The 20,495-nt window shown below is 62.3% G+C and carries 11 protein-coding genes and 5 pseudogenes; 11 read left to right on the top strand and 5 right to left on the bottom strand.

Features of this window, described 5'->3' with window-relative positions; all coding sequences use genetic code 11:
• The first annotated feature begins 143 nt into the window (after positions 1 to 143).
• The 3 genes from P3R82_RS00345 to P3R82_RS00335 all read left to right on the top strand — a co-directional run bounded on the left by P3R82_RS00345 (position 144) and on the right by P3R82_RS00335 (position 3,932).
• On the top strand, positions 144 to 626 hold the full coding sequence (locus P3R82_RS00345; protein WP_283192546.1) for an Lrp/AsnC family transcriptional regulator: 483 nt from the start codon (positions 144 to 146) through the stop codon (positions 624 to 626).
• A 267-nt stretch (positions 627 to 893) separates the two neighbouring features.
• The gene (locus P3R82_RS00340; protein ID WP_283192545.1) at positions 894 to 2,468 is read left to right on the top strand and encodes a Re/Si-specific NAD(P)(+) transhydrogenase subunit alpha; all 1,575 of its coding nucleotides are present in this window, start codon (positions 894 to 896) and stop codon (positions 2,466 to 2,468) included.
• A 30-nt stretch (positions 2,469 to 2,498) separates the two neighbouring features.
• On the top strand, positions 2,499 to 3,932 hold the full coding sequence (locus P3R82_RS00335; protein ID WP_283192544.1) for an NAD(P)(+) transhydrogenase (Re/Si-specific) subunit beta: 1,434 nt from the start codon (positions 2,499 to 2,501) through the stop codon (positions 3,930 to 3,932).
• Between the two features lie 80 nt (positions 3,933 to 4,012).
• Here the strand turns inward: P3R82_RS00335 and P3R82_RS00330 are convergent.
• Positions 4,013 to 4,135: pseudogene (locus P3R82_RS00330) on the bottom strand (GTP-binding protein); the annotation flags it as partial.
• 189 nt (positions 4,136 to 4,324) lie between these two features.
• Here P3R82_RS00330 and P3R82_RS00325 point away from each other — a divergent pair.
• Positions 4,325 to 4,624, top strand: coding sequence for a hypothetical protein (locus P3R82_RS00325; protein ID WP_283192543.1), 300 nt, complete (start codon positions 4,325 to 4,327; stop codon positions 4,622 to 4,624).
• A 13-nt stretch (positions 4,625 to 4,637) separates the two neighbouring features.
• On the opposite strand, the gene P3R82_RS00320 is transcribed toward P3R82_RS00325, so the two are convergent.
• From P3R82_RS00320 to P3R82_RS00305, 4 genes and pseudogenes are all read right to left on the bottom strand, one after another.
• On the bottom strand, positions 4,638 to 5,687 hold the full coding sequence (locus P3R82_RS00320; RefSeq protein ID WP_283192542.1) for an AI-2E family transporter: 1,050 nt from the start codon (positions 5,685 to 5,687) through the stop codon (positions 4,638 to 4,640).
• Positions 5,688 to 5,842: 155 nt separating this feature from the next.
• A pseudogene (locus P3R82_RS00315) lies at positions 5,843 to 7,656 on the bottom strand (SLC13 family permease).
• Positions 7,657 to 7,713: 57 nt separating this feature from the next.
• A complete protein-coding gene (locus P3R82_RS00310; protein ID WP_283192541.1) occupies positions 7,714 to 8,235 on the bottom strand; it encodes a DUF1269 domain-containing protein in 522 nt (173 codons plus the stop codon).
• 211 nt (positions 8,236 to 8,446) lie between these two features.
• A complete protein-coding gene (locus P3R82_RS00305) occupies positions 8,447 to 9,559 on the bottom strand; it encodes an alpha/beta fold hydrolase (RefSeq protein WP_283192540.1) in 1,113 nt (370 codons plus the stop codon).
• A 328-nt stretch (positions 9,560 to 9,887) separates the two neighbouring features.
• On the opposite strand from P3R82_RS00305, the pseudogene P3R82_RS00300 reads away from it, so the two are divergent.
• The 7 genes and pseudogenes from P3R82_RS00300 (at position 9,888) to P3R82_RS00270 (ending at position 20,486) form a co-directional block, all read left to right on the top strand.
• Positions 9,888 to 11,716, top strand: a pseudogene (locus P3R82_RS00300) (SLC13 family permease).
• A 108-nt stretch (positions 11,717 to 11,824) separates the two neighbouring features.
• The gene (locus P3R82_RS00295) at positions 11,825 to 13,267 is read left to right on the top strand and encodes an amidohydrolase family protein (RefSeq protein ID WP_283192539.1); all 1,443 of its coding nucleotides are present in this window, start codon (positions 11,825 to 11,827) and stop codon (positions 13,265 to 13,267) included.
• A gap of 408 nt (positions 13,268 to 13,675) precedes the next feature.
• Positions 13,676 to 14,584 carry a helix-turn-helix domain-containing protein gene (locus P3R82_RS00290; RefSeq protein ID WP_283192538.1) on the top strand — a complete coding sequence of 303 codons (909 nt, stop codon included), beginning with the start codon at positions 13,676 to 13,678 and terminating at the stop codon, positions 14,582 to 14,584.
• A gap of 281 nt (positions 14,585 to 14,865) precedes the next feature.
• Positions 14,866 to 15,918 (top strand): helix-turn-helix domain-containing protein, encoded by a 1,053-nt coding sequence (locus P3R82_RS00285; protein ID WP_283192537.1) that lies wholly within the window; start codon positions 14,866 to 14,868, stop codon positions 15,916 to 15,918.
• 288 nt (positions 15,919 to 16,206) lie between these two features.
• A pseudogene (locus P3R82_RS00280) lies at positions 16,207 to 16,668 on the top strand (biotin/lipoyl-binding protein); the annotation flags it as partial.
• A 52-nt stretch (positions 16,669 to 16,720) separates the two neighbouring features.
• On the top strand, positions 16,721 to 17,344 hold the full coding sequence (locus P3R82_RS00275) for an efflux RND transporter periplasmic adaptor subunit (RefSeq protein WP_349294037.1): 624 nt from the start codon (positions 16,721 to 16,723) through the stop codon (positions 17,342 to 17,344).
• A pseudogene (locus P3R82_RS00270) lies at positions 17,341 to 20,486 on the top strand (multidrug efflux RND transporter permease subunit). The gene P3R82_RS00275 and the pseudogene P3R82_RS00270 overlap by 4 nt, the downstream one beginning before the upstream one ends.
• Positions 20,487 to 20,495: the final 9 nt, after the last annotated feature.

The raw sequence follows: 20,495 nt of genomic DNA, 5'->3' as shown, positions 1-20,495 counted from the left end.
ATGCTCGCCGCCCATCTTTACGGGGCGGGCGTCGCGACATGCCGTCCGCATTCCAGGCGCGCTCGATTTGAGCATTGACAGAATTGGTGCCGTCTCTCACAAGTTCGAGGAAACATACCAACATCGATTGCGAGGCGTGTCAAATGAACGATCCCACCGCGAATATCGATGCATTCGACATGAAGATCCTCAGCGCCATGCAGCACGACGCGACCTTGTCGCAACGCGATCTGGCGGAGAAGATCGGCCTCTCGCAGAACGCCTGCTGGCGACGACTGCAACGGCTGCATTCGCTCGGGCTGATCCGCGGATCGCACAGCGACATCGACCTCAAGGCTCTGGGCTTCGACCTGACGGTCTTCGTCATGATCCGCACCCGCCATCATTCGAAGGACTGGAGCGAGGGTTTTCGGGCGCATGTCGAGCGGCTGCCCGAGGTGATCGACTTCTATCGCATCGGCGGCGATTGGGATTATCTGATCAAGGTCGTCACGAAAGGCATGTCCGGCTACGACGCGTTCTACCAGAAGCTCATCACCAATTTCGATCTCGCCACCGTCACCGGCTTCTTTTCGATGGAGGCGATCATCAACAATCGCCCGGTGGATTTGACCCGATTGCGCTAGCGACCCGGCCCGGTGACGCGTGGATGTCGGCGACCGACAACGTACGCAGCGCCTTACACTTTCCAGTCTCTCGACGCCGCTTCTACAGCCGAACAGCAGCATCTAACTTTGACGACGCTAAAGTGTCGCGGCCAAATGTAGCCATCGCTACTGTAAAGCAGGGGAAACACCGAGCCGGCGGTTGAGAAATTCCTTGAAACGCGTCACAAAACTGCCGCACTTACAAACCGCGCGCTGCGAAAGCGTGCTGACCCGAGGTCCATTGCAATGAAAATCGGCGTTCCGAAAGAAATAACCGTCGGCGAGGCGCGTGTGGCGATGACGCCGGACTCCGCGCTGCAATTGCAGAAACTCGGCTATGACTGCGTCATCGAAACCGGCGCGGGTCTCGCCGCCGGCTTTTCCGACGAGACCTACCGTGCTGCCGGCGTCGAAATCGCGCCCTCGGCCGACAGTCTCTGGGCATCGGCCGACGTCATCGCCAAGGTGCGTCCGCCGGAGAGCACAGAGACCGAAAGGCTTGGGCCCGAGAAAACGCTGATCTCCTTCTTTTATCCGGCTCAGAACGCGGCACTTCTGGAGCAGGCGAAGGCGACCGGCGCCAACATCGTGGCCATGGACATGGTGCCGCGCATTTCGCGTGCCCAGAAGATGGACGCCCTGTCGTCGATGGCCAACATCGCCGGCTATCGCGCCGTCATCGAAGCCGGCAATAATTTCGGCCGCTTCTTCACCGGCCAGGTGACGGCCGCCGGCAAGGTTCCGCCGGCCAAGGTGCTGGTCATCGGCGCCGGGGTCGCCGGTCTTGCCGCGATCGGCACCGCCACCTCGCTCGGCGCCATCACCTATGCCTTCGACGTTCGCCCCGAGGTGGCCGAACAGATCGAAAGCATGGGCGCGGAGTTCGTCTTCCTCGATTTCAACGAGAGCCAGCAGGACGGCGCCGCCACCGGCGGCTACGCGGCCCCCTCATCGCCGGAGTTCCGTGAGAAGCAACTGGCCAAGTTCCGCGAACTCGCGCCGCAGATCGATATCGTCATCACCACGGCGCTGATCCCGGGCCGCGATGCGCCGAAGCTGTGGCTGGCCGACATGGTCACCGCCATGAAACCCGGTTCCGTCATCATCGATCTCGCGGCCGAGCGCGGCGGCAATTGCGATCTCACCGTCGCCGACCAGAAGATCGTCTCCGACAACGGCGTCACCGTCGTCGGCTACACCGATTTCCCAAGCCGCATGGCCGCGCAGTCGTCGACGCTCTATTCGACCAATATCCGCCACATGATGACGGACCTGACGCCGGCCAAGGATGGCAAGCTCGTCCATAACATGGAAGACGACGTCATCCGCGGCGCAACCGTCGCCTTCAAGGGCGCGATCACCTATCCGCCGCCGCCGCCGAAGATCCAGGCCATCGCCGCCCAGAAGCGGCCCGACAAGCCAAAGGAGCCGACCCCCGAGGAAAAGCGCGCGCGCGAGGCAGCCGCCTTCAAGGCGCAGACCAAGAGCCAGGGCTTCCTGCTCCTGATCGGCACGGCACTTCTGCTCCTGGTCGGCGCCTATGCCCCGGCAAGCTTCATGAACCATTTCGTGGTGTTCATGCTCGCGTGCTTCATCGGCTTCCAGGTGATCTGGAACGTCTCACACTCGCTGCATACGCCGCTGATGGCGGTGACAAACGCGATTTCGGGCATCGTCATTCTCGGTGCGCTGCTGCAGGTCGGGTCCGGCAACTGGCTGGTCGTCACCCTTGCCGCGCTATCGGTTCTCGTCGCGACGATCAACATCGTGGGCGGTTTTCTTGTCACGCGGCGCATGCTCGCCATGTTCCAGAAGTCCTGATCGGGCCAGGGATATCAAGGGATTTTCATTATGACGATTGGTATCGTTTCGGCCGCCTATATTTCCGCGGCTGTGCTTTTCATCCTCTCGCTGGGCGGCCTCTCCGGTCAGGAAAGCGCCAAGCGCGCCGCCTGGTACGGCATCGTCGGAATGGCGCTCGCCATTGTCGCGACCATCTTCGGCCCGGGCGTCGGCAACTGGCTCATCATTCTGCCAATGATCCTGGCGGGTTCCATCGCCGGCTACTTCGTCGCGAGCCGTGTGCAGATGACGGAGATGCCGCAACTGGTGGCAGCGCTCCACTCCTTCGTGGGCCTTGCCGCCGTGTTCATCGGCTTCAACGCCCATATCGAGTCATGGCGGATCGCCGGCATGGATGAAACCGCGCGCGCGGCCCTCGACGGCTTTGCCGGCATTCTCGCCCGCAAGACGCCGGTCGAGCTCGCCATCATGAAGGTCGAGGTTTTCTTGGGCGTCTTCATCGGCGCCGTCACCTTCACGGGCTCTGTCGTCGCTTTCGGCAAGCTCGCCGGCAAGATCGACGGTAAGGCGACGAAATTGCCCGGTGGCCATTTCCTAAATGCGAGCGCCGCGATCCTGTCGCTGATCCTGCTGCTCATGTATGCGAACGGGGCCGGTGTGTGGACCCTGATCCTGATGACGCTGCTGGCGTTCTTCATCGGTTACCACCTGATCATGGGCATCGGCGGCGCCGATATGCCTGTCGTCGTCTCGATGCTGAACAGCTATTCCGGTTGGGCGGCGGCCGCCATCGGCTTCACCCTGGGCAACGATCTCCTGATCGTCACCGGCGCGTTGGTCGGCTCCTCGGGCGCGATCCTCTCCTATATCATGTGCAAGGCGATGAACCGCTCCTTCGTCTCGGTCATACTCGGCGGTTTCGGCACGACGACCAGACCGGCGATGGAAATAGAAGGCGAACAGATCGCCATCGATGCCGAGGGCGTGGCCTCAGCGCTCAACGATGCCGACAGCATCGTCATCGTGCCGGGCTACGGCATGGCCGTCGCGCAGGCGCAACAGGCGGTTTCCGAGCTCACGCGCAAGCTGCGCGCCGCCGGCAAGACCGTCCGCTTCGCCATCCATCCGGTCGCCGGCCGCCTGCCGGGGCATATGAACGTGCTGCTCGCAGAAGCGAAGGTTCCTTACGACATCGTGCTTGAAATGGACGAGATCAACGACGACTTCCCCGAGACCGACGTCGTGATCGTCATCGGTTCGAACGACATCGTCAATCCGGCGGCGCAGGAAGACCCGAACTCACCGATCGCTGGCATGCCGGTTCTGGAAGTGTGGAAGGCCAAGCAGGTCTTCGTGTCGAAACGCGGTCAGGGCACGGGTTATTCCGGCATCGAGAACCCGCTGTTCTACAAGGAGAACACGCGCATGTTCTATGGCGACGCCAAGAAGAGCATCGACCGGCTGCTACCCGCGATCGGGTGAAGCCCGATCAGGGAGCCGAACACTCGATGGTCGGCTTTCAGTTGTGAGAGGTGCGTCGGAGATGCACAGACGGCAAAGGCTGTGACCACGGCGAGCGGATAGTGCTCGCGCATCGCCTTGCACAGCTTCTCGGTCATTGCGGTCTTGCCCGAACCCACGGGACCACCGATACCGATGCGCGGAGGACCGTTCTTCGACACCATCTGATCTCAACCTCCCAAACCGATGGCGCGAATGGGCGAACACAAGCCGAAGGGATAACACGTTCTTTATGCGTAAATCGTCCAGGAGATGGGCATCCCGTCCCTAATCTCACGCCAGGCCAAGACCGTTCGTTGACAAGGCGGCAACCCGGCAAATATCTCGCGAAGCTCTGTCCATGGAGAGGCAAGATGCGTCGAAACATATGGATTGCCTTCGTTTCCTGCCTGCTGCTGACCACGTCGCCGTCAGCCCCCGCCTATGCCGTGACCGTCAACATCAACGTCGGTTCCGATCTCAATTTCGGCCGCGCGATCAGTTGCAGACAGGGGCAGCAACTGCTTGAGAACCGCGGCTTCCGCAATGTCCGGCGTATCGACTGTCGGGGTCGGACGTTCATCTATCATGGCCGACGCGGCAGCAGCGATTTCGAGATTGCCCTCAGCGCGCAAACGGGCCGCGTGATCCGCATGACCAGGCTTCGCCGATAGTCTAGGCAGCCAATCATCCCGAGCCTGCTCCGAGTTTGGCTTCCGGCTCGCTCGGCGCACCGAGGATTTCCGCTATCCAGCGCGTCGAGGAAAAGCGCGCGCAGAAGGTGAGGATCGCGATCGTGATCGGCACGCCGATGAAGGCACCGAACACGCCCCAGACAAACGACCAGGAAAAGACCGAAAACAGCACCAGGAATGGCGACATCGCAAGCGCATAGCCCGCAACGCGCGGTTCGATGTAGCTCCCGATGACGAATTGTATGATGTTGAGCCCGGCGAAGATCAGGATCGCGGCCTCCGGCGATCCGAATTGCGCCAACGCATAGGCGCTTGGAAGCAATGTCGCCACGAAGGGGCCCATGAACGGAATGTAGTTCAGCGTGAAGGCGATGACGCCCCATTCGGCCGCGAAGCGCAGCCCGAAGAGCGCGGAAAGCACCCAGACGAGCGTGCCGGTAACAAGGCTCATGACCGTGCGCACCGCCATGTAGCGCCGCAGCTTGGCGGCCGTCTGCAACGCACCGCCAACGATCGCATCCGCCTTATCGTCGCTGAGGGCTTTTCGGATGTTGCGCGCGACGGCCTCGGTGTCGAGCAGCCCAAGGAGCACATAGACGACAACAACGATCCAGAAGGAAATCATCGTGTTCAAGCGGGCCGTCGCTCCCTGCAGGACGCGAAGCAGCGCGCCGAAATTGAAATAGTCCGCCCAGACGCCGGCGATGACGATGCCGTGCCCGTCGAGCCATTGCACGAGATTGCCATAGAGCAACTGGAACTGCGCCGCTTCACTCACGACGGAGCGACCGATCCGCCCGAAGCCCCAAGCGGATATCGAGGCGAGAACGATAAAGACGCAGACGATCACCGCCACCACCAGCGCAAGGGCGACCAGCTTGGGCAGAACGCGCTGCAGGCTGCTCTGAAGCGGCCAAACGAGACCGATGATGAAAAGCGCGCCTGCGACGGGCGCGAAGACGCCAGCCGCCGTCCGCAACACCCACAAGACCGCAACCGCGGCGATGATGGTCAAGAGAGCGATCACGGCTCGGCTGTTCATCCCGTCGACCTCTCCTCCAATTTCCGTGAACCGTGCCCCATCCTCACAAATATCGTTGGGCCGACAATGGGTTGGCCGTCCCAAAAGCATGCCTGACGTCTCTATTCACTGGGACGACGAATTGCCCGCGCGCCGGTGAGCCGCGTTGCCGATACCTAGTTGAAGGGCCATATCCGCGGCACGAGGAAGACGGCGACGATGAAGAACCATGCCATCAGGGGCGTGCCGAGCTTCCAGTAGTCGCCGAAGCGATATCCGCCTGCCCCCATGACCATCATGTTGGTCGTTGTCGCGATCGGCGTCATGAAGGATGCCGATCCGGCGACGCAAAGGCTCATGAGCAGCGGCTGTGGCTGGATGTTCATGGCCGCCGCCGCCGCCATCGCGATCGGAATGACCAGCATCGTCGTCGCCGTGTTGCTCATGACCTGCCCCAGCACGGCTGTGAGCATGAAAAGACCCGCGACGAGAGCGCCAGGCCCGGCCGAGCCGAGCGCGGAGACAAGTTCGTCGGCCACGAATTTCGCCGTACCCGATTGTATCATCGCCGTCGAAATCGGCATCATCGCGCCGATCAGGATAACCGTCGTCCAATGCACGGCCCGATAGGCCTGCTCGACCGTGATCGCGCCGGAGGCAACGAGCAGGCAGGCGCACAAGATGCCGGCGACGGCGGGCGGCACGATGTTCGACGCCAGCATGATGACAAGCGCAATCAACGTCGCCACGGCGACCTTGGCGCCCGGCCCCATCGGCACGGCATGGCGACGGACGAGATCGGGGGAATCGACGACGAGGACATCGGGATCGTCGAGGCGCAGATCGAGCGCCTCCCAGCTGCCTTCGAGAAGGATCGTATCACCTGCCTTGAGCCGCGGATCGGCATAGTCGATTTCCGCTCCGCCGCGATGCACGGCCAGGACAACGAGATCACCGCTCTCGGTGGCAAGGCCGGGAAACATCGACTGCCCTATCAGCTTGGATCGCGGAGGCACCATCACCTCGGCCAGGCCGGACCTGCGATTGAACGCGGCATTGCCACTTCCCTCGGGCGCGTCCTCGCGAACGGCCAGGTGAAGCCGCCCGGCCACCTCCGCGACCGCCTGGGCGGTACCGCGCACAAGCAGATAATCATCGGCTTTCATGGCCCTGTCGCGAACCGGCAGACCGGACGCCGACGCCTGGACGGCCATGACCTGCACGTCGCTGGCAGCATCAAGATCGATGGTATCGGTCGACAAGCCAACCAGCGGCGAATGCCGCCGGATCGAAGCCGGAAGAGGCCATCCTCCAGGCCGTAATGCTCGACCAGCGTCTGGGCATGGCCGCTGAAATCGGCGGGCAGAAGTGCGTGCGTCTGACGGGGCAGCAGATACTTGCCCAGCAACAGGACGATGAGGACAGTGCCGGTGAGAAGCGGCACGCCGACAAGGGCGAATTCGGTAAAGCCGAACCCTTTAAATCCGGCATCCTCAAGCGCTTCGGACACGAGGAAATTCTTCGGGGCGCCCGTCAGCAACAGGTTCGCGCCCGCATGAGCGGAGAAGGCCAGAGGCATCAGCAATTGCGCGGGCGACTGATTTAGCCGCACCGCCGCGAACACCGCGACGGGTATCAATGCCGCCACGGCCCCGCTGCCGCTGAGAAGCGACGTCAGGCCACCGACGGCGATCATGAGAACGAGCAGAAGCCGGCTGCGGTTGTTGTGGCCGGCGAGCGAGATGAGCGCTTGCCCGCACCACGCCGTGACGCCGGTTCTTTCGAGCGCGGCACTCACGACGAAGAGGCTGGCGACGAACAGGACGGCGCGGTCGCCGAAGCCGGCCAACGCTTGCTCCAGAGTGACGAGCTCCGCGGCCCAGAGCGAAAGCGCCGCCGCGAAGGCGACGGCGATGACGGGCAGCCTGTTCCACGCGAAGAGAATGATCGTCGCAAGGATTATGAAACCGGTGCTCTGGATCGCGGTCAAATAGGGCCTCCCCCGCCTAAGGCGTGGTATCGACGAAGCCTTTCCTGCATGGCGGCGTCACGACGTCGCCGCTGGCGCTGTCTCCACTTCCGCCTGGGCGGCGGACAGTGCCTCTCGCAACGCGGCCTCCCTGGTCTCGTCGAAGGACGTCTGCAGGAGCTCGCCGCCGACGCCCCTGAGATCGGCCAGCACCTTGTCGGTCGTCATCTTGCGCACCAGCAGGAACAGCCCGGCGGTACCCGGCTGCAGAACAGACGCGGCCTTCTTCATGAATTGATCGTTGATCCCGCCGTCGCTGAGTTCGCCGGCAAGCGCACCGGACGCCGCGCCCAGCGCGGTCCCCACCAGAGGCATCAGAAAGATCGCCCCGATCAGCGTTCCCCATAGGGCGCCGGAAGCAGCACCCCGCGTGGTGAGATTGACGAGCTGATTGAGTTTGATATGCGCCTTTTCGTTCTTCACGACGACAACGGCGTCTTCAAGTTCGATGAGGTATTCCTGTTGCAGCGACAGCACCTTCTGCCTGATCTCCTCGGCCTTGGCCTCGGTCGGGAACCCGATGAAAATCAGATCGCTCATCTCCGCCTCCTTTTGCTGAAAAGTCGACCTTTGGGGATACCGTGCAGCTGCCGCGAAATAGGGGTTGAAGAGCAATCGGAGCGGCCGAGCGAACACGGTTATCGCGACTACGCTAGCAATTGCGGCGACAATAATGATGCGCGGCAAATCCCAATATTGCGCTCGTCGTCCCATTTTCGTCTGGACAGAAAACGCGTCCAGCGACATCGGTCTACGGGCTGGTCGCCATGTCGAAGAGCAGGATGGGAGCGGCAACGGCAAAGGTCGCGGCTGCGCCGATCGCATCGACCGCCGTCGTGGGCCTCGCAAGGTCGGCGTCGGAGATCTGCTGCCCCTGCACCAGTCGATCGCCGATCAGGCGAACGGCTTCGGGGCTCGTGGCGAACAGCGCGTGATTGACCCGATCTCCCGAACTCAGCGCGCTCAGATCCAGCACCGTGACACCCTGCAAATCCGAGAGTGCTCGCCGGTAGTCGTCCTGCGAGGGGTCAATGCCGCCTAGACGGGCATCTCCGCGTGCAATGAACCGCGACAGGCGAAGCGCCAGGTCATTGCGCGCGGAGAATATCGTTATCTTGGGGCGTTTCGGCCCCATATCCTCGACCTGCCTGCGAAAGACCCCGACATCCAGGTCCGGAGACGCAAGAATGAGGCTCGAGACCTTGCTCGGCACGCCGCCGCGTCGCAAGGCGACCTGCCTGATCGCCTCGACCGCCAGCCAGGCGCCCATGGAGTGGGCAAGCACGACCACCTCGTTGATCGACTGGCTGTCGATCGCGGCCTGAAGCAGGTTCGCCAGATCCGATCGGGAGTAGGAGGCGTTATCGAGGTCGCGCTTATAATCGAGAAAACGCCCGCGCGACGGCCATGAAAACAGGATCGGAACGGCATCCGCATCTGAATCGTGCACGAGCTGCGCGAAACGGAAAACAGCGCGGTCGAAAGTCGTACTGTAGCCATGGACGAAAACGAAGGCGCGTCGCTTCTGTGGCCCTTGCGCACGAAACGCGGCGCCGATATCGGCGCGATTGATGGGGGTTACCGATGTCGCCGCGAAGGTCCGTTCGGGATCGGCGGGCGAGCGGCGGGGAAGCTCGAGCGTCCCCGCCTCGCGATTGCGGGGCACGGAAATGCCAATCCGGGTGTAGGACACGGATGTACCTCGCTCCCCGCCATATAGCACCGCCGGATCATCGACCGGAGCCCGGGTCGTCGCCGCGATGAGCGTGATCTGATCGGCGTTTTTCGTCGGAGGGGTAATGTTCAAAAGCCCTGGCTGCGGGCCGGCGCAGCCCGCAAGGCCAGCAAGAAAAACGGATACCATGACGAGCCGCCGCCAGCGCATCTCTACCTCGGCAGGTCACGGCGGCAACGCCAGACCCTTCCGTCGAAAAGCATGGTTACCATAGGAAAGACACACTCCACGACCCCTCGCGCTTACCTGCCGCCAGACCTCGGACAGGGTCAATAGCCGCAGTCGCGAAATCGCCTGGCCCCGAATAGTTCGGGACGCATGGCGTAGCTTCGGGACGCCCGGCTCATGACATATCGCATCGGCCGGCCCATCGTGAAGGTCGATCTCACATGCACCGACGGCCATCAGCGCGTTTGAAATCGTCTCAGGATTGGGTCTTCTCAAAGGGATAGTGGAATTGAATCCGGTAGCCCTCGTTGCGATCATCGTCGCTGCAGCGATCGTTCTATTCATGTGGAACAGGCTGCCGGTCGCGGTTGTCGCAATGCTGGTCTGCCTGTCCTTGTGGGCATCGGGAATACTCAGTCTCGAGCAGGCGCTCGCCGGCTTTGGCGATCCCGTCGTGATCTTCATCGCGACGCTGTTCGTTGTCAGCTCGGCGCTCGAAATCACCGGGGTAACCGCCTGGATCGGAAAGCACCTCATCCGGGCGGCGGGCGAAAAAGCCGCGCACGCTTCGTCGTTCTGATGATGGGCCTCACAGCGATGCTGACGATGTTCGTCGGAACGACAGGCGCTGTCGTGGCGCTTTTGCCTGTGGTTATCGTGATTTCGGTCCGGCTTGGCCGAAAGTCCTCGCAACTCCTCATGCCCCTCGCCTTCGCGGCGCATGCGGGCTCGATGCTGGCGCTGACCGGGACGCCGGTGAACGTGCTTGTTTCGGACGCTGCGGTCGACGCGGGGTTTGCAGGCTTCGGCTTCTTCGAATTCGCCCTTGTCGGGCTCCCGCTGCTCCTCGGCAGCATGGCGATCGTCGTCCTCCTCGGCGCGCGGCTTCTGCCGCAACGCAACGGCGCCGTCATCCCCGCGGATTTCAGCCGGCATGCCCGAACGCTGGTCGAACAATATGGGCTTGGCAATGATATTCACCGCCTGCGCATTCGCGGCTCTTCGCATTACGTCGGCAGAGCGCCGTCGACGATCGACCTGGCACCCGACGAAGGAATGCAGCTGGTGGCGGTGCATGAGGGTGACACGGCCAGACCGATCAGCCGGCCGCATATCGCCGAAGGCGATCATCTTCTGTTGCGCGGCGATGCCGATGTCGTCGCGAAATTCGCGGCGGACACGCACCTGTCCTTCCGCGACCATACGGGAGGCGCTGACGATATCCTCTTCACCCACAAATCGGGACTGGCGGAGGTGGCGATTCCGCCCCGCTCAGGCCTGATCGGGCAGCGCGTCTTTCCAGGGATGGTGACGGAGAGCGGCGATCTGATCGTCCTCGCGGTTCAGAAGGCCGGAGCACCGATCGATGAAATCGAGCCGCAGAGCCAGGCGGGCGCAGTCGTGCTCGGCGCCGGCGATACGATGCTGTTGCAGGGAACCTGGAAGGCGCTGGACACGCGCCTCAGCGACCCGGATGTACTGACCGTCGGCTCGCCGGATCTCGTTCGCAGACAAGCCGCGCCAATGGGCGGCGAAGCAAGACGGGCCGCCTTCATCTCGGCCGCGATGATCCTTCTTCTTGCGACCGGCCTCGTGCCTCCGGCGGTGGCGGGTCTGCTTGCCGCGGGAGCGATCCTTCTCTCGCGAATCCTGACCCCGGAGCAGTCCTACCATGCGATCGGCTGGACGACCGTGGTGCTCGTCGCGGCGATGAAGCCGCTCGGCACCGCGATGACGGAGACCGGCGCCGCGCAACTGGCCGCCGATCAACTCCTTTCCGTCGTCGGCCAGAGCAGCCCGACCATGCTTCTGGCGGGTCTTTTTCTGCTGACCGCCTTGCTTGGACAGTTCATCAGCAATATGGCGACCGCCTTGATCGCGATCCCGATCGGGGTTGCCGCTGCAGCCGGCATGGGCATTTCTCCGCGCCCTGTCCTGATGAGCACGGCCGTCGCGGCGGCGGCGGCCTTCCTGACGCCGATCGCGGCGCCGGCAAACGCGTTGGTCATGGGACCGGGCGGGTACACTTTCGGTGATTACTGGAAACTGGGCTTGCCGCTCCTTGCCTGGTTCTTCGTCGTTGCCGTCTTCATCGTCCCGCTCATCTGGCCGTTCTAGGTATCGAGCACGATGCCGTCATGTTGTCGATGCCTCAGCGGCGCATCGCAAATCACGTTGCGGCCGGGCAGCGTCGGCCCAATGAAATGAAGTCAGGGAGGATAACCCATGCTGCGGATCGGAGAGAAGTATCGCCACCTTATTCACGGCGCGGGGTGCGGCTGCTCGCATCCGGATCTGCAGAGGGCCTCGCGCAGGATGGATGCCTTCTCGCGACGTGACCTACTATCGGGGCTGGCGGCGACCGCCCTTGTTGGCGCGCTGTCCGCGCCGAGTCTCGCACAGACGGCTTCCAAGCCGACCGAGACCCTGCTGAGCAACGCCCGGCTTTTCGACAGCAAGGCCGGCGCGGTGATCGATAATGTTCAGGTTCTGATCAGCGGCAACCAGATCGCCGATGTCGATCGGTCCCGCTCGCCGCCGCCGGAGGGTGCGACTGTTCTAGACTGCCGCAACGGCGTCATCATGCCTGGGCTGATCGACGCGCACTGGCACACGATCTTCGCTGGGGTTCCGCTGAACCAGCTGCTGGGCGCGGATCCGGGCATCGTCTTCGCCGCATCGACCGCCGAAGCCGAGCGCACGCTGATGCGCGGCTTCACGACGGTGCGCGATCTTGGCGGCCCCGTCTTCTCGTTCAAGCAAGCGATCGACGGCGGCCTTATCCCCGGACCGCGCATCTACCCGTCCGGCGCGATGATCACCACGTCAGGCGGGCATGGCGACTTGCGTCTACCCAACGAGATCCCGAGGGATGGAAACAGGCTGAGCAGCAGCGAGCTCTTCGGTGGCGCCGCGATCGTCGATGGCATGGATGACTTGAAACTTCGGGTACGCGAGCAGCTGCTGCAGGGCGCATCACAGGTCAAGATCGTCGGCAGCGGCGGTGTTTCGTCGCCACGCAGCCCGCTGGATATGACCACCTTCAGCGAGGAGGACCTGCGAGCCGCGGCCGGCGTCGCCTCGGACTGGAATACCTACGTCACAGTCCATGCCTACACGCCGCGCGCCGTTCAACGCGCGCTACGGGCAGGCATAACCTGCATCGAGCACGCCCATCTGATCGATGAAGAGACGGCGGCCATGATCGCGGAAAAGGGCGCGTGGCTGAGCACGCAACCCTTCCTGACGATGGCGGACGCGGCGTCTCAAAGCGGACCTGGCGTCGAGCGTGCCAAGCAGATCTTCCTGGGAACCCCGATGCTCTACCAATACGCGCGCAAATACGGCATCAAGACCGCCTGGGGATCGGACGTGCTTTTTTCTCCGGAGCTCGGACCGCGGCAGAACATCATGCTGACCCATCTCGGTAACTGGTACCGGAACGCCGAAGTGTTGCAGATGGCGACATCAGGCAACGCGCAGCTGCTCGAACTATCCAACATGCGAAACCCTTACCCCGGCAAGCTCGGCGTTGTCGAGCAAGGCGCTCTGGCCGATCTGTTGGTCGTCGACGGCAATCCGGCGGAAGATCTCGCGCTCGTGGAGAACCCGCAAAAGAATTTCCTGGCGATCATGAAGGACGGACGCCTACACAAGAACATCCTTTGAAATCGGCGGCTCATGCCCAGACCGGATGGTGAGGCTGCCCATCCCCACCAACACGTTAGCCGGGAAATGTTGTGTGTTTGCATCTTTATTTTACATATCGAAAATTGTATGAATGGCCTTCGTTTGAGGTTTACCTTCTGCACACAGTCAACATTGTCGCCCTGATGCAAATCGGTTTCATTCGTCTTGCACCGGCGCGTGCTTCGATACTGGTCACTTCATGTTTGCTTAGTCTTGTGTTCAAGGGGCGATATCATGAATGCACGGGTGGAGTTGGGTTCGACATCGACCGCGGCTTTCGCGGACGAGCCACTGAGATGCGCAATCGAATGTGATACCGCCTGCGCTCGCGCGCCAGAGCGCTTCGAATGCTTCCGGAACTGGCACTCTTCCGTCATCGATGTGGGTTTGAAGAGCGGCGAGACAATTACCTTTGAAGCAACCGAGAATATCTGGCAACTCGGCGATATCGTGCTTGCCGTTATCAATGCGTCTCCCGATCATCTGCTGCGCTGGGAGCACAAGAAAAAGCCGGCCGTCGACAATTGGGTCGTATCGGTCAAGGACACTTGCGCATCCTGCACCGCCGATAGCGCCTCCCGGCGGAGGCTTCACTTGACCAACCTCACGGCGCCGCACGTCTGCGACAGCGAGGGGCGGCTGATCGCGCTTTTTCTCCCCTACCACACGATCGATGCGCCCCTCCAACCCGAGATCTCGGAGGAGGCCGCAGAATTCCTCGCCGATTACCTCACCCTGTTGCATCACAATCTCTCCCATTTGCGCCGAAGCAACGTCACCAAGGTCGCCGAAGCCACCATCCATATGCTCGCAGCCCTGCTCCTGCCGTCCCACGAAAAGCTGGCGCAAGCACAAGCGCCGATCGATGCCGTGATAGCGACCCGCACCATTCGCGCCATCGATGCCAAGCTTGCGGACCCCGCCTTGACGCCGGACTATCTTTGCAAAAGTGTCGGCGTTTCGCGTTCGCGTCTCTATAGAATTTTCGAACCTGCTGGCGGAATCTCCAGTTATATCCGCCGGAGACGACTGCTTGAAACCAGACGTGCGCTTGCCGACAGTTCCAATATTCACTCGATCGCGCAGATCGCGGAGAACATGGGGTTTACCGACCCATCGACTTACAGCCGTATGTTCAAGCGCGAGTTCGGGTTGTCACCGAAGGCAGTGCGCGCGCTGGGCTGGCAGGGAATGCTGCAATCAGGCTCGCCTGACATGAATCCCGGGGACAGCGGCAACCGTACATTGAACACCCTCCTGGTCAGCAATTCGCTGGGCATGTCGATCGACAGTTGAGAATGCCGGCACGTTTTCGCTTCTACGCCCGACGCGAAGAAACGGACACTACGCACAGCATTGGGATGGAATGCGTATATTCAAATCAGAACATATGAATAGAGTTGCGTAATATCGACAAGCAATTACGACGCCTAAGACCCCGCCTCTGCTTAATTTTCTAAGTTCGACGAAGGCACATCGGTCATCTGCCACACGAAGCTTGTGAACGCGGGTGATATCCTTTCCTCAAGCCAACCAACTTCCTGTCAGTGACAAGTGCTCAACGGTAGGATGCATTCATGCAGCACGACAGCAACATTGCCGCCAGGAACGATGGCCAGGTTCCTCTCAAATGCGTCGTCAACATCGATACATCGGTCGCACCGCCTGCCGAACAGTTCGATCTCTATCGATCCTGGAATTCAAGTCTTGGAGATGTCACGCTGCTGCGTGGCAAGTTCAGTTCCTTCATGGCGCGTCAACAGGTCTGGCAGCTAGGGAGCCTTGCGCTGATGTCGCTGGATTATCGCGGCACCGGCTATCGCCGGCGCTGGAACAGCAAGAAGGATCCCGTTTTCGATCACTGGATCCTGAGTATCCCGCTCACCGTCCCTGAGAATGGGGGTCCTAGTCTTCCCGGCAAGCTGCACTGGCATTGCCTTGCCGCGCCCTATGAGGCGGAAGGAGAGGATGACGGCGCGCTCGCACTTCTCCTCCCCCGTGACTTCGCGTTCTCGCAGCCCCTCGACCTTTCTATTCGTCCCGAGATGGCGGCGCTGATCGTGGATTACATCCAGCTTCTTCATCGCTCGCTTCCCAACCGGACGGAGCGGGATGCCGAACATATCGCCGTCGCGACGACCACATTGCTTGCCGCCTGCCTCGCGCCATCACGCGATCACCTTGTCGAAGCGGATGGACCGATCAACGGCGTGATCATGGCACGCGCGAAGACGCTCATTGCCTCGCAGCTCGCCAAGCGCGACCTGTCACCGGAAAAGCTGTGTCGCGACCTGAACATCTCGCGATCCCGCCTCTATCGGATTTTCGAACCCAGCGGCGGCATTTCGAATTACATCCGCCGCCAACGCCTGCTGCGCACCAGGGACATCCTTTGCGATGACAAGGACCGACGCTCCATCTCGCTGATCGCCGAGGAATGGGGTTTCATGGACCCATCGACATACAGCCGCACATTCCGGCGCGAATTCGGGATGACGCCGAATGAAGCCCGCGAGGCGGGGAGGCTGCAGGCAAATCGGCCACCGAGACTTTCCGCGGCGCATTTCGCCGAAGGCGGCCCGCCTTGGACGTCCCTTTTGGAGAGCGGTGACATTGCGAGCCGCTCGTGACCGCTCCCACGAACATCTTCCCGATCCCCGGCCAGAAAGCTCGGCGCGCCATCGGCGTCCGCGACAGTCTGGCCGCGCGTCCGTGGCTGTGCAGTTTATCCCATCGTCGTGCACGGTATCCATTTCTGCGCGGATGGGCGCAAAACCCCTGTCGGCAGGGCATTTTCCGCTTTCCGGGCCGCACGTTGCAGAAATATGCTTTCCGCGCTGCCGTTGGAGCCGAAGGTCTGACTCCGGTTCTATTCACAGCTTCGGCCATGGCCATTGACGCTTTCAGGAGTGTGACGAATGGGAATTCCTGGCAGATTTTCTGGTGCCTTTCTTGCCTCGATCATCGCAGTTTCGCATTCAATGACGGCTTCGGCGCAGGCCGACGACACACCGAAAGTGGCAACGATCACCGTTGCGCTCGAGGATGTTTCGCCAAAGCATGAATTCGTCGGGCGGGTGGAGGCACTGAACGCCGTGGATATCCGATCCCGGATCGACGGCTTCGTCGATCGGAGGCTGTTCGAGGAAGGCGCCGTGGTTGACGAGGGCCAGGAACTCTTCAAGATCGACAGCCGCGCGCTTGATATCGCACTTGCCGATGCCAATGCCAATCTCGCCCGCGCCAAGGCGACGCTGCTCGATGCCGAGCGGCAGATGACGCGCAACCAGTCCCTCAACCAGACCGTTGCCCGGGCAACCATCGAACAGAGCGAAACCGCGCGAGACACCGCCGCCGCGAACCTGCAGTCTGCGGAAGCGGCCGTAAAGCAGGCCGAGCTCAATCTGAGCTACAGCCGCATCATGTCTCCCCCTGAAGGGGAGGATCGGGACCGCTGCCTTCTCCCCGGGCAGTTTCGTCACCACCGCCTCACCGGCGCTTGCGCGCGTCGTGCAGATGGATCCCGTCAGGGTGGTCTTTTCGGTCAGCGATCGCGCGCTGCTTGATCTGCGCGAAGCCGCCGGCAATGTCAGCAAGGACGAGCTGGCCCAGCGCTACCAGACGCGTCTGAGGCTGTCCAACGGACAGATCTATCCGCAAACGGCGCCCATTTCCTTCCTGGGAAACGAGGTCGATCAGGGAACCGGAACCCTTGCGGTCCGCTCGGTCTTTCCAAATGGCGATTTCCTGCTGATCCCGGGCCAATTCGTGACCGTCGTCGTCTCCGAAACCGCGCGAAAGGAACGCCCGACGGTTCCGCTCGGGGCGGTCCAGCAGGACCGCGAGGGCAAATATGTCATGCTGGTCACGCCGGAAAGGAAGGCCACGGAGCGCAGGATCACAGTATCCGAGCAGAGAGAGGGAAGCTGGATCGTCGACGACGGGCTGGCGGGCGGTGAAACCGTCATCGTCGAGGGGCTTCAGAACGTCGCCGAGGGAGCGATCGTCGAGATCGTCCCGGATCAGAACGCGTCTCAGCCGGCGGTGTCGAAATGAACATTTCCGCTCCCTTCATCGGCCGGCCACGCTTCGCGATGGTGATCGCCGTCGTCATGCTCATCGCCGGCGCGGTCGCGCTCATGCAAATCCCGGTGGCGCAATTTCCGCAGATCACGCCGCCAGAAGTTCAGGTCACCGCCAGCTATCCCGGCGCCAATGCGCAGGTGATGACCGACAGCGTCGGCGCACCGATCGAGGAACAGGTGAACGGGGTCGAGGGCATGATGTACATGTCGTCGTCGAGTTCCGACAACGGCACCTATAGCCTCACCGTCACCTTCGAAGCCGGAACCGACCCGGCGATCGCCCAGGTCAATGTCCAGAACCGGCTGGCGCTCGCGACCCCCGCCTGCCGGCGGCCGTCACGCAGGCAGGTGTCACGGTGCGCAGCCGCTCGTCCAGCATGCTGCTCGGCCTGGCGCTCTACTCGCCGAAAGGCACGCGCGACGAAGTCTTCATCAGCAACTACGCGACGATCAACATTCGCGACGCCATCTCCCGTCTTCCCGGCGTCGGCGAAGCCGCCGTTTTCGGGCCAACCTACAGCATGCGCATCTGGATGATGCCGGATCGCATGGAGGCACTGGGCGTCACGGCCGCCGATCTCATGTCGCTCATTCGCGCCCAGAACGCGCAGGCGTCCGCCGGGCAGATCGGCTCGCCTCCGGCGATGACCGGACAGCAGCTGCAGCTAACCGTAACGGCGCGCGGACGGCTCGCCGACGCCGCCGAATTCGGCAACATCATCGTTCGCAGCAATCGCGACGGCGGCGTTGTCCGGCTGCGCGACGTCGCCCGCGTGGAACTCGGCGCCCAATCCTACGACACCGCCTCGACGCTGAACGGCAATCCAAGCGCGACCGTCGTCGTCTACCAGGCATCCGATGCCAACGCGCTTGCGGTGTCGAACGCCGTGCTCGGTGAGGTCGAGCGGCTCTCGAAGCAGTTCCCCGATGATGTCGCCTATACGCTCGTCTTCGACACGACGTCCTTCGTGCGCGAAACGATCCGCGAGATCTTCGTGACGCTCGCCATCACCTTCGTGCTCGTCGTGGCCGTCGTCTTCGCGTTCCTGCAGGACTGGCGGGCGACCATCATCCCGACGCTCACCATCCCTGTATCCCTCATCGGCGGCTTCGCCGTTCTCTACGTTCTCGGCTATTCGGCAAATACGATCACGCTCTTTGCCGTCATTTTGGCGATCAGCCTCGTGGTTGATGACGCCATCATCGTCGTGGAGAACGCCCAGCGACTGATGAGCGAAAAGGCGATGGATATACGAGCGGCCACGCTTGCCACCATGCAGCAGGTCACCGGACCGATCGTCGCAACCACGCTTGTTCTCGCCGCACTCTTCATCCCGGTGGCATTCCTGGCCGGCATCACCGGCGAACTCTACCGCCAGTTTGCCGTCACCATCCTCGTGACCGTGGTTTTTTCGACCATCAACGCGCTCACCCTCAGCCCGGCGCTCTGCGTGCTGATCCTGAGACCCGCCCCTGAACGCAAGACGGGCCTTTTCGGCCGGATGAACAACGGCCTGGAGGCCTCGCGCCGCTTCTATCTCGGGCTGTTTACGATGTTTGCCCGGCGCCTCGTGCTGGCCGGTGTGCTCTTCGTTGCGGTCATCGGTGGTATTTACGGTTTCTACCGCGTTCTCCCCACCGGCTTCGTGCCGGCCGAGGACCAGGGCTACCTGTTCATGAACGTGCAGCTTCCCAATGCCGCCTCGCTGGAGCGAACGCAGCGGACGATCGCCGAGGTCAGCGCGCTTCTGCAGCAGACACCCGGGATCGCCAACACGATCGGCATCGCCGGCGTCAGCATGGTCGGCGGTGGCGGGTCTAACAGCGGCATGATCATTTCCGCGCTGGAGCCATGGAGCGAGCGCCCCTCCGATCAGAGCGCCTTCGCCCTCATCGCCAAGCTGCGCCCCCAGCTGGCGGCCATCTCGACGGCATCGATCGTGCCGTTCAACCCGCCAGCGATCCCCGGCCTCGGCACGACAGGCGGATTCGACTTCCGCCTTCAGGCGCGGGCCGGCCAGAGCCAGCAGGCGCTGGCCGAGGTCATGCGCGACCTCATCATCCAGGCGAACCGGACACCAGGCCTTGCCGGCGTCTTCAGCACCTTCTCCGCCGACGTGCCTCAGCTCTATCTCGACATCGACCGAAAGCGGGCCGATCTCTACGGCGTCTCGCCGGCGGCGATCTTCAGCACATTGCAGGCGCATCTCGGATCGGCCTATGTCGACGACTTCAACATTTTCTCGAGGGTTTACCAGGTGCGGCTTCAGGATGAGCCGGCCTACCGCCAGCGCATGGACGACATCCTGCGCCTCAGGGTACGCAGCCAGTCGGGCGAACTCGTTCCGTTGCAGAGCATGGTTTCCATTGAGACGATCTATGGGCCGAGCTCGGTCAACCGCTACAATCTGTTTTCATCCGCGGCCATCAACGGCCAGGCCGCGGCCGGCACGAGCTCCGGCCAGGCGCTTGCTATCATGGGCAACCTCGCCAACGAGACAATGCCCGATGGCTTCGGCTTCGAATGGACCGGGCTTGCGCTTCAGGAGCAGCAATCGGGCAACGAGACCGTGATCATTCTCATCGCTGGCATCGTCTTCACCTATCTCTTCCTCGTCGCGCAATACGAAAGCTGGAGCGTTCCTGTTGCCGTCATGCTGTCGGTCGCGGTCGCGGTCGTCGGCGCCTTGGGCGCGCTCGCCGTCGGAGGGATCGATCTCAACATCTACGCCCAGATCGGCATGCTGCTGCTGATCGGCCTTGCGGCCAAGAATGCGATCCTGATCGTCGAATTCGCCAAGGAGCGCCGAGAGGAGGGGATGAGCACCCTTGACGCGGCCTCCGAAGCCACGTCCCAGCGCTTCAGGCCCGTGCTGATGACCGCGCTCGCCTCGATACTGGGTGTCGTGCCGCTGGTCGTGGCGACGGGCGCTGGAGCCGGCAGCCGCCAGGCGATCGGCGCCACCGTTCTTGGCGGCCTGCTTCTCGGCACGGTGCTTGGGCTTGTCGCGATCCCGGTTCTCTACCTGGTTGTTCAGAGCCTTCGTGAAGCGCTCAAGCAGCGACTGTTCGGTGTTAAACCCGATCCGGTCAGCAGCGTCGCTGCGGAATAGGTGTTGCCG

It is taken from the genome of Rhizobium sp. AN80A, assembly GCF_030053015.1.
GTDB lineage: Bacteria > Pseudomonadota > Alphaproteobacteria > Rhizobiales > Rhizobiaceae > Rhizobium > Rhizobium metallidurans.
Note: the sequence above shows the minus strand (reverse complement) of the source record. Positions and strands in the feature narration are given on the sequence as shown.

Bases quoted from the DNA above. Each gene is read 5' to 3' on its own strand.
- P3R82_RS00345 (WP_283192546.1), top strand. From the start codon at position 144: ATGAACGATCCCACCGCGAATATCGATGCATTCGACATGAAGATCCTC.
- P3R82_RS00340 (WP_283192545.1), top strand. From the start codon at position 894: ATGAAAATCGGCGTTCCGAAAGAAATAACCGTCGGCGAGGCGCGTGTG.
- P3R82_RS00335 (WP_283192544.1), top strand. From the start codon at position 2,499: ATGACGATTGGTATCGTTTCGGCCGCCTATATTTCCGCGGCTGTGCTT.
- P3R82_RS00325 (WP_283192543.1), top strand. From the start codon at position 4,325: ATGCGTCGAAACATATGGATTGCCTTCGTTTCCTGCCTGCTGCTGACC.
- P3R82_RS00320 (WP_283192542.1), bottom strand. From the start codon at position 5,687: ATGAACAGCCGAGCCGTGATCGCTCTCTTGACCATCATCGCCGCGGTT.
- P3R82_RS00310 (WP_283192541.1), bottom strand. From the start codon at position 8,235: ATGAGCGATCTGATTTTCATCGGGTTCCCGACCGAGGCCAAGGCCGAG.
- P3R82_RS00305 (WP_283192540.1), bottom strand. From the start codon at position 9,559: ATGGTATCCGTTTTTCTTGCTGGCCTTGCGGGCTGCGCCGGCCCGCAG.
- P3R82_RS00295 (WP_283192539.1), top strand. From the start codon at position 11,825: ATGCTGCGGATCGGAGAGAAGTATCGCCACCTTATTCACGGCGCGGGG.
- P3R82_RS00285 (WP_283192537.1), top strand. From the start codon at position 14,866: ATGCAGCACGACAGCAACATTGCCGCCAGGAACGATGGCCAGGTTCCT.